The sequence below is a fragment of the Saccharothrix sp. NPDC042600 genome, assembly GCF_040647305.1.
Lineage (GTDB): Bacteria > Actinomycetota > Actinomycetes > Mycobacteriales > Pseudonocardiaceae > Actinosynnema > Actinosynnema mutabilis.
This window is the reverse complement of the sequence record NZ_JBEZBW010000099.1, coordinates 21,634-30,470: the sequence shown is the minus strand read 5'-3', so window position 1 is coordinate 30,470 and position 8,837 is coordinate 21,634. Positions and strand designations below refer to the sequence as shown.

Annotated in this window: 8 protein-coding genes; 4 read left to right on the top strand and 4 right to left on the bottom strand. The window is 73.9% G+C overall.

Annotation, left to right across the window (positions count from 1 at the left end; all coding sequences use genetic code 11):
* Nucleotides 1–350 precede the first annotated feature (350 nt).
* Nucleotides 351–1,760, top strand: a complete 1,410-nt coding sequence (locus tag AB0A74_RS35350) for a Dyp-type peroxidase (RefSeq protein ID WP_358256495.1) — start codon at nt 351–353, stop codon at nt 1,758–1,760.
* Here the strand turns inward: AB0A74_RS35350 and AB0A74_RS35345 are convergent.
* The 3 genes from AB0A74_RS35345 to AB0A74_RS35335 are packed head-to-tail and all read right to left on the bottom strand — an operon-like array spanning nt 1,749 to nt 4,809.
* Nucleotides 1,749–2,549 (bottom strand): sugar phosphate isomerase/epimerase, encoded by an 801-nt coding sequence (locus AB0A74_RS35345; RefSeq protein WP_358256493.1) that lies wholly within the window; start codon nt 2,547–2,549, stop codon nt 1,749–1,751. The two genes, AB0A74_RS35350 and AB0A74_RS35345, sit on opposite strands and share 12 nt — an antisense overlap.
* Nucleotides 2,546–3,670, bottom strand: a complete 1,125-nt coding sequence (locus AB0A74_RS35340; RefSeq protein ID WP_358256491.1) for a dihydrodipicolinate synthase family protein — start codon at nt 3,668–3,670, stop codon at nt 2,546–2,548. The genes AB0A74_RS35345 and AB0A74_RS35340 overlap by 4 nt, the downstream gene beginning before the upstream one ends.
* Nucleotides 3,667–4,809, bottom strand: coding sequence for a Gfo/Idh/MocA family oxidoreductase (locus AB0A74_RS35335; RefSeq protein ID WP_358256489.1), 1,143 nt, complete (start codon nt 4,807–4,809; stop codon nt 3,667–3,669). Before AB0A74_RS35335 ends, AB0A74_RS35340 begins: the two co-directional genes overlap by 4 nt.
* Nucleotides 4,810–4,979: 170 nt before the next feature.
* Here AB0A74_RS35335 and AB0A74_RS35330 point away from each other — a divergent pair, with 170 nt between their 5' ends.
* The 3 genes from AB0A74_RS35330 (at nt 4,980) to AB0A74_RS35320 (ending at nt 8,521) form a co-directional block, all read left to right on the top strand.
* On the top strand, nt 4,980–6,011 hold the full coding sequence (locus tag AB0A74_RS35330) for a LacI family DNA-binding transcriptional regulator (protein WP_358256487.1): 1,032 nt from the start codon (nt 4,980–4,982) through the stop codon (nt 6,009–6,011).
* 150 nt (nt 6,012–6,161) lie between these two features.
* Nucleotides 6,162–7,487 (top strand): hemolysin family protein, encoded by a 1,326-nt coding sequence (locus AB0A74_RS35325; RefSeq protein ID WP_358256485.1) that lies wholly within the window; start codon nt 6,162–6,164, stop codon nt 7,485–7,487.
* Complete coding sequence (locus AB0A74_RS35320) at nt 7,484–8,521, top strand: hemolysin family protein (RefSeq protein WP_358256484.1); 1,038 nt, start codon at nt 7,484–7,486, stop codon at nt 8,519–8,521. The genes AB0A74_RS35325 and AB0A74_RS35320 overlap by 4 nt, the downstream gene beginning before the upstream one ends.
* A gap of 4 nt (nt 8,522–8,525) precedes the next feature.
* On the opposite strand, the gene AB0A74_RS35315 is transcribed toward AB0A74_RS35320, so the two are convergent.
* Complete coding sequence (locus AB0A74_RS35315) at nt 8,526–8,714, bottom strand: hypothetical protein (RefSeq protein WP_358256482.1); 189 nt, start codon at nt 8,712–8,714, stop codon at nt 8,526–8,528.
* Nucleotides 8,715–8,837: the final 123 nt, after the last annotated feature.

Genomic DNA, 8,837 nt, shown 5'->3' with positions numbered 1-8,837 from the left:
CGGCGGGGCTTGGCTCGGCGGGGCTTGGCTCGGCGGGGCTTGGCTCGGCGGGGCGGGGCTCGGCGCGGGCTGAGCCCCGTCCGGCTCGGCGCGGCGGCGGTCAGGCGCGACTAGCTCAACGCGGGGCGGCTGTGCGAGCGGTCATCTTCAGGCCGGGTTCGGTGGGCGGTTCGTGCTGGTCAGGCGCTTGGTGCGGGGCCGCCGGCCCCCGGTTCCATTCTCGCACGAACCACCGACACTTCGGGTTCTCGTTACGCCGCCCGGGTGGTAGCGGCTACTCGTGGGTATCAGGAGTGCCCCCGTGTGCTCTTCTGCACTGGAGAGCATTCGGGGGAATGGGGACTCTCGACATGTCCGAGTTGCTGCACCTGCACGCCGAACAGCGGGGCGTACGGCCGCCACTGCGCAAGTCGCGCGAGATCCAGGGGAACGTCCTCGCCGCGTTCAACAAAGACCACCAGCAGTTCCGCTTCCTGCGCTTCACCGACGGCAAGCTCGGCCGCACCTGGCTCGCCGCCATGATCGGCTACCTCTCGGTCACCGCCGACGTCGAGGACTTCAACGAGGCGTTCTCGCTGGGCCGCGCCATGTTCGGGGGTGATCCGCAGACCCTCAAGGCGACTTGGGCGAACCTCTCGCTCACGCCGAGCGGCCTGGTCAAGCTCGCCGTCAACCCCTCGGCCGTCACCCAGGACCTCCGGCGGCGCGACCCGGAGCTGTGGGTGGGCGCGGAGGCGCGGGCCGATGTCACCGGGGACGACCCGGAGGAGTGGTTGTTCGGCCGGGCCGAGCAGCGCATCCACGCCGTGGTCACGCTGGCGTCCGACTGCACCGAGCGGCTCCAGGCCGTGGACACCATGCTCGACCTGCTCGACGACCTGCTCGGCGTGGTCAAGGTGCACCAGGAGCTGGGCGAGACCCTCCCCGGCCCGCTGAGGGGCCGCGAGCACTTCGGGTTCAAGGACGGCATCTCGCAGCCCGGCATCCGCGACTTCCACGAGGAGGACCCGCACCGGCCCGGCCACCGCCTCGGCCACGCCGGCGCGCTGCTGGTCAAGCCCGGCGAGTTCGTCTTCGGCCACGACACCGAGCGCGGCGACGAGAGCGACCGCACCGCCCGCTGGCTGCACAACGGGTCCCTCCAGGTCATCCGCCGCCTCACCCAGGACGTCGAGGGCTGGCGCGAAGCCCTCCGCGACCACGCCGACGCCCTGGGCGTCACCCCCGAGGAGATGGGCGCGCTGCTGATCGGCCGCCACCGCGACGGGCGGCCGCTCGCCGCACCGGCCGACCCCGCGCTGGGCCTGGGCCCCGACCGCAACGACTTCGACCACGCCGACGACCCGCTGGGCGAGCGGACCCCGTGCGCGGCGCACATCCGCAAGACCAACCCGCGCGCGTTCAGCCACCGCACGCCCGCCCAGCGGCGCATCCTGCGGCGGGGCATCCCGTTCGGGCCGCCCCACGAGCAGGACCCGCACGCCGAGCGGGGGCTGCTGTTCGTCGCCCACTGCACGTCCATCCGCGAGCAGTTCGAGTTCCAGCAACGGGTCTGGGCGAACAACCCGGAGTTCGCGGGCGGCGCGGACGGCGCGCCGACCGGCACCGACCCGGTCATCGGCGGCACGGGCGGCGCGCGGTTGGGGGGAACGGACCTGGCGTTCCCCCGCTTCGTCCGCACCACGGGCGCGCTCTACGCCCTGGTCCCGTCGCTGAGCACGTTGCGGCTGCTGGCGGCCGGCCGGGAGCTACCCCGCTAGCCAGCCACCGGCATGGCGGCGCACCAGGTCCGCCGCGACCGCCGACGGGTCCGCCGCCCACACGTCCGCGTTGAACACCTCGACCTCGACGTCACCGCCGTAGAACGGCTCGACCAGCGCGGTCAGCCACGGCAGGTCGATGTGCCCGTCCCCGGGCAGCCCGCGGCCGAGCAGCACGTCCGCCGGCAGCGGCGTGACCCAGTCGCACACCTGGTAGGAGAAGATCCGCCCGGCCGCGCGGGCGACCTGCGCGGGCAGGTCCGGGTCCCACCACACGTGCAGCGCGTCGACCACGACACCGACCACGTCCGCCGGGAACGGCGCGGCCAGGTCCAGCGCCTGGGCCAACGTGGACACCACACCCCGGTCCGCGCAGAACACGGGGTGCATGGGCTCGATCGCGAGCTTCACACCGGCGTCCGCCGCGTAGGGCGCCAAGGCCGCCAACGCGTCCGCGACCCGCTGCCGCGCGCCGACCAGGTCGCGGTCGGGCACGCCGCCGGGCACCAGGACCAGGCAGTCCGCGCGCAGCGCCGCCGCCTCGTCGATGGCCCTCCGGTTGTCCGCCAACGCCTCCCGCTGGTCCACGCCGGTGAAGAACCCACCCCGGCACAGCGACGACACCCGCAGCCCGGCCTCCTCGACCAGCCGCGCGGACCTGTCCAGCCCGAACTCCGCCACCGGTTCGCGCCACAGCCCGATCGAGGGGATCCCGTGCCGCACGCACACGTCCACCGCCTCGGCGACCGTGGCCCGCTTGATCGTGGCCTGGTTGAGCGACAGCCTCACGTCAGCACCCCCACCACGCGCTCCCAACGCGCCGCCGCGAGCGCCGGGTCCACCAGCAGGCCGGCGGCGTCGGCCAGCCGCAGCGTCTCCCCCAGGTGCACGACGGACCGCGCCGACTGCATCCCGCCGACCATCGACCACGCGTCCTGGAACCCGTTGAGCCACGCCAAGAACACCACGCCGGTCTTGTAGTGGAACGTGGGCGCGCCGAAGATGTGCCGGGACAGCGCCACGGTCGGCTCCAGGATCGCCCGGAACCCTTCCGTGTCGCCGGAGTCGAGCACGTGCAGCGCGGACGCGGCGGCCGGCGCGATCGGGTCGAAGATGCCCAGCAGGGCGTCGCTGTGGCCGACCTCGTCGCCCGCGATCAGCTCGGGGTAGTTGAAGTCGTCGCCGGTGTAGCAGCGGACGCCCTCGGGCAGCGCGCGCCGCAACGACACCTCGTGCCCGGCGTCGAGCAGCGACACCTTCACGCCGTCCACTTTGGACGGGTAGGTGTGGATGAGGTCCAGGAAGTGCTTGGTGGCCTCGGCCACGTCGGTCGAACCCCAGTAGCCCGTCAGCGCCGGGTCGAACGCCGGGCCCAGCCAGTGCAGGACGACCGGTTCGGTCACCTGCTCCAGCAGGGCGGCGTAGACCCGTTGGTAGTCCTCGGGTCCGCGGGCGACGGCGGCCAGCTTGCGGCTGCACATCAGGATCGGCTGCACGCCGAGCGCGGTCACCGCCGCCAACTGCTCGGTGTACGCGGTGAGCGGGTCGGCGGTGTCGTGGTCGGTGCCCACGCCCGCCGCGATCCGGCCGGTGGCCTCGGCGGCGCTGCGCCGGACCAGCTCCAGCGCGGTCGGCCAGTCCAGGCCCATGCCGCGCTGGGCGGTGTCCATCGCCTCGGCGACGCCGAAACCCAGGTCCCACAGGCGGCGACGGAAGGCGAGGGTGGCGTCCCAGTCGAGCGCGGCCGGCGCGCCCGGGGTGTTGTCGGCGAACGGGTCGGCCACGACGTGCGCGGCGGCGAACGCGACCCGCGACTTCGGCGGACCGGCCGGCGCGCCCCAGTCCTTCGGCGGGTTGAGGGTGTGGGTGGCGAAGGCGCCGTCGGGCCGCGGCAGGCGGACGGTGGTCACGCGGGCACCTCGATCCGGCGGCCGGCGCGGGAGGACTCCAGGCCCAGGGCGGCGAGGCGGACGTCGCGCGCGCCGGCGCGGAAGTCGTGCTTGTAGGGCAGGTCGCGGTGGACGTGGGTGAGGAAGTCCTCCCACTGCACGCGGAACCCGTTGCCGAACTCCTCGTTGTCCGGGACCTCCTGCCACTGCGCGCGGAAGTCGTGCGGCGAGGGGACGTCCGGGTCCCACACCGGCTTGGGCGTGACCTCGCGCGGTTGGACGACGCAGTCGCGCAGGCCGGCGACGGCGCTGCCGTGCGTGCCGTCCACCTGGAACTCCACGAGTTCGTCGCGCCGGACGCGGGTGGCCCAGGAGGAGTTGACCTGCGCGATCACGCCCCCGGCCAGCTCGAAGATGGCGTAGGCGGCGTCGTCGGCGGTGGCGGCGTAGGGCAGGCCCCGCTCGTCCCACCGCTTCGGGATGTGCGTGACGGCCCGCGCGGTGACCGCCTCGACCGGGCCGAAGACGTTCTCCAGCAGGTAGGACCAGTGGCAGAACATGTCCACGACGATGCCGCCGCCGTCCTCGGCCCGGTAGTTCCAGGACGGGCGCTGGGCGCTCTGCCAGTCGCCCTCGAAGACCCAGTAGCCGAACTCGCCGCGGATGCTCAGGACGCGGCCGAAGAAGCCGGAGTCCACCAGGCGGCGCAGCTTGCGGATGCCGGGCAGGTAGAGCTTGTCGGCGACGACGCCGTGCCGGACGCCCGCTTCGTCGGCCAGGCGGGCCAGTTCGAGGACTTCCCCGGGCGAGGAGGCGACCGGCTTCTCGGTGTAGACGTGCTTGCCCGCGGCGATGGCCTTGGTGATGGCGGCGACGTGGGCGGAGGTGACCTGGGCGTCGAAGTAGACCTCGGTGGCCGGGTCGCCGAGGGCGGCGTCCAGGTCGGTGGTCCAGCGCGGGAGGTCGTGGCGGGCGGCCAGGTCCTTGAGCTTCTCGGCGTCGCGGCCGACGAGGACGGGTTCGGGCAGCAGGACCGTGTCGGGGTCGACGCGGACGCCGCCGCGTTCCCGGATGGCGAGGATCGAGCGGACGAGGTGCTGGCGGTACCCCATCCGCCCGGTGACCCCGTTCAGCACGACCCCGATCGGGCGCACAGCCATGCGTACCTCCGAGCCAGGTTGGAAAGCGCTTTCCACACGCTACGGTCGGGCGGTCGCGAACGTCAACCGGCGGCGCGGCCCGGTCGGCGCGGCGTGGCGGCGGGTGGGTCGGGGGGCGTCCGGGCCGGCGCGGGTTAGGCTCGCAGCCCCCGACGGGCGAGGAGGAGCGGTTGACTTCGCGGCAGGTCACGCTGGTCGAAGTGGCGAAGCAGGCGGGCGTCTCGCTGGCCACCGCCTCGCGCGTGCTCAACGGCAGCACCCGCCAGGTGAGCGACGAACTGCGCGAGCGGGTCGTCGGCACCGCCCGGCGGCTCGGGTACCTGCCCAACGCCTCCGCCCAGGCCCTGGCCCGCAACAGCAGCGCCCTGGTCGGCCTCCTGGTGCACGACATCGCCGACCCGTACTTCTCCGGCATCGCCGCCGGCGTCACGCGCGTCGCCGAGGCGGCCGGCCTGGTCGTCGTCCTGGGCACCACCGGCCGCGACCCCGGCCGCGAGGTCGATCTCCTGCACACCCTGCGCGCGCACCGGGCCCGCGCGGTGGTCATCGCGGGCAGCCGCACCACCGACCGCGCCACCGCCGCGCGCCTGGCCGACGAGATCGCCGCGTTCACCGCCCAGGGCGGCCGGGTCGCCGCCGTCTCGCAGGCCAAGCTCGGCGTGGACACCGTCGTCCCCGGCAACCGGGCGGGCGCCCGCGCCCTGGCCGTGGCGCTGGCGGACCTGGGCCACCAGCGGTTCGCCGTGCTGGCCGGGCCGCAGGACCTGGTGGTCGCCAAGGACCGGCTCGCCGGGTTCCGGGCCGGGCTGGCGGAGCGGGACCTGCCCGATCCGGTGATCTTCCACGGCGACTTCACCCGCGACGGCGGCTACACGGCCGCCCGGGACCTCATCGCCGCCGGCACCGGCGCCACCTGCGTGTTCGCCGTCAACGACGTGATGGCGACGGGCGCGATGGCGGCCCTGCGCGACCACGGCCTGCGGGTCCCCGAGGACGTGTCCCTCGCGGGTTTCGACGACATCCCCACGTTGCGCGACCTCGCCCCGGGCCTGAGCACGGTCCGGTTGCCGCTGGAGGACATGGGCGAACGGGCCGCGCGGCTGGTGCTGGAGGACGCCCCGGGCGCGCGGACGGTCCGCGTGACCGGTGAGGTGGTACTGCGCGCGAGCACTTCGTCACCCTCCGGCACCGGACTGCGCTGACCCGCGCCGACTCTCTAAACTGGATCGGTAGTCCGACCACCCCTTCCTAGGAGTGATCACCTCCGTGCGCGACGCGCAGCCTGGATGCAGTACTGAGCCGGGTCCGACACCCGGCTTGCCGCAAGGCCCGAGCCCCTCCCGGGGTGCCCGGTGACCGGGATCCTGCTCAGCGTGCTGGGCCTGGTCGCCGTCGTGGCGCTGACGATCGGCACGTTCATCGCCGTCGCCGCCGAGTTCTCCCTGACCGCCCTGGAGCGCAGCACCGTCGAGTCGCACGTCGCCACCGTGGGCGACGCCAAGGCCAAGACGGTGGAGAAGGCGCACCGGTCGCTGTCGTTCCAGCTGTCCGGCTCGCAGCTGGCCATCACGTTCACCACGCTGATCACCGGGTTCATCGCCGAACCGGCCATCGCCGAGCTGGTCGCCCCCGTGCTGGGGCTGGTCGGCGTGCCGGAGTCGGTGGCCCGCCCGGTGGCGCTGGTGGTCGCGCTGGCGCTGGCCACCGCGCTGTCGATGGTGTTCGGCGAGCTGGTGCCCAAGAACCTGGCCATCGCCAAGCCGCTGGAGACCGCGCGGGCCGTCGCGGGCCTGCAGGCCGGGTTCTCGGCGGTGTTCCGCTGGCTGATCACCGGCCTGAACGGGGCCGCGAACTGGCTGGTGCGCAGGCTGGGCGTGGAACCGGCCGAGGAGCTGGCCTCCGCCCGGTCCCCGCAGGAGCTGGGCGCGCTGATCCGCTCCAGCGCCGAGCAGGGCACCATCGACGAGGGCACGGCGACCCTGCTGGACCGGTCCCTGCGCTTCGGCGACCGCACCGCCGGCGAGCTGATGACCCCGCGCGTGCGGGTGGAGTCGCTCAAGGCGGACGCGACCGTGCTGGACCTGCTCGCCAAGGCCCGCGAGACCGGGTTCTCCCGCTTCCCCGTGCACAACGGCGACCTGGACGAGGTGCGCGGCATGGTGCACGTCAAACAGGCCTTCAACGTCCCGCGCAACCAGCGCGCCACCACCCCGGTGTCGGCGCTGACCCGCCCGGTCCAGACCGTCCCCGAGACCCTGGAGGGCGACGCCCTGCTGGACCGGCTGCGGGCGTCCGGCCTGCAGACGGCGCTGGTCGTGGACGAGTACGGCGGCACGGCCGGGATGGTCACGCTGGAGGACGTGGTCGAGGAGATCGTCGGCGACGTGCGCGACGAGCACGACCGCCGGGAGGGCTCCCCGGTGCGGCGGCTGGGCGCGGACGGCTGGCTGGTGTCGGGCCTGCTGCGCGACGACGAGGTGGCCGAGGCGACGGGCTTCCGGATGCCGGAGGGCGACTACGAGACGCTGGCCGGCCTGGTGCTGGCGCGGCTGGGCCGCATCCCGGACGTGGGCGACGAGATCCGCGTGGACGGCTGGCGGATCACCGTGGTGCAGATGGACAAGCACCGGGTCGCCGAACTGCGGGTGTCGCGCGTGGAGCCGGAGGTGGCGCGGTGAGCGTCCTGGTGATCTTCCTGCTGCTGGCGGGCAACGCGTTCTTCGTGGGCGCGGAGTTCGCCATCATCACCGCCCGCCGCGACCGCCTGGAGGCGCTGGCCGACCGCGGCAGCGCGGGAGCGAAGGTCGTCATCCGCGCCGGCCGCGAGCTGCCGCTGCTGATCGCGGGCGCCCAACTGGGCATCACGCTGTGCTCGCTGGGCCTGGGCGCGTTGGGCGAGCCGGCCGTGGCGTCGCTGCTGGAGGCCCCGTTCCACTCGGTGGGCCTGCCGCCGGCCGTGCTGCACGGCGTGGCGTTCGCGATCGCGCTGGTGATCGTGGTCGCGCTGCACACGGTCCTGGGCGAGATGGTGCCGAAGAACCTGGCCATCGCCGGCCCGGAGCGCACCGCGCTGCTGCTGGTGCCGGTGCACTACTGGTTCTGCAAGCTGGTCGCCCCGCTGCTGCGCGGCTTCACCGTCGTGTCCACGGCGGTGCTGAAGCTGGTCGGCGTGTCCCCCAAGGACGAGCTGGAGTCGGCCTACACCCGCGACGAGCTGGCGCTGCTGATCGCCCAGTCCCGCCAGGAGGGCCTGCTGGAGGACTCCGAGCACCGGCGGCTGACCCAGACGCTGTCGTCGGCGGAACGGACCGTGGCCGACGTGCTGGTGCCGCTGGACCGGGTGACGTCGGTGCCGGCGCGGCCCACGATGGGCGACGTCGAGTCGGCCGTGTCGGCGACCGGGTTCTCCCGCTTCCCGGTCCGCGACGACGCCGGCGCGCTGGTCGGGTACCTGCACGTGAAGGACGTCCTGGACCTGGCCGACGCGGACCCGGCGACACCGGTGCCCGCGGCCCGCGTCCGGGGGCTGCCCGAGGTCGGGGTGGAGGCACGGCTGGACGAGGCGCTGGCGGCGTTGCGGCGCGCGCAGAGCCACCTGGCCAAGGCGGTGACGGCGGAGGGCGAGCTGCGCGGCGTCGTGGCGCTGGAGGACCTGGTGGAGGAGTACGTGGGCACCGTCCGCGACGGCACCCACGTGTACCGGGACCTGTGAGCCGTCAGCGCCGGAGCGCGCGGTAGCGCTTGAGCAGGGCGGTGATCCGCGCGGGGTCGGCCGCCCCGTTCAGTTCGGCGAGCAGGTCGTCGGGGCACAGCTCGTAGTGGTCGCCCCACCACCGCCGCGCCTTGTTGTCCCAGACCCGGTACCCACCGGGCACGCCCCTGGCCACGTACCGCCGCTTCGCCAACCAGCGCTCCCCTTGTCCCGGCCGTCCGCCGACAGCATCGCACACCACCGAAAACCGCAGGTGGCACCACTTGGCACCACTGTGGCACCAAGTGGCGCTTGCACTTGGCACCACAGTGGTGCC

Excerpts from the sequence above, each read along its gene's own strand:
- AB0A74_RS35350 (WP_358256495.1), top strand. The coding sequence starts at position 351 with ATGTCCGAGTTGCTGCACCTGCACGCCGAACAGCGGGGCGTACGGCCG.
- AB0A74_RS35335 (WP_358256489.1), bottom strand. The coding sequence starts at position 4,809 with ATGGCTGTGCGCCCGATCGGGGTCGTGCTGAACGGGGTCACCGGGCGG.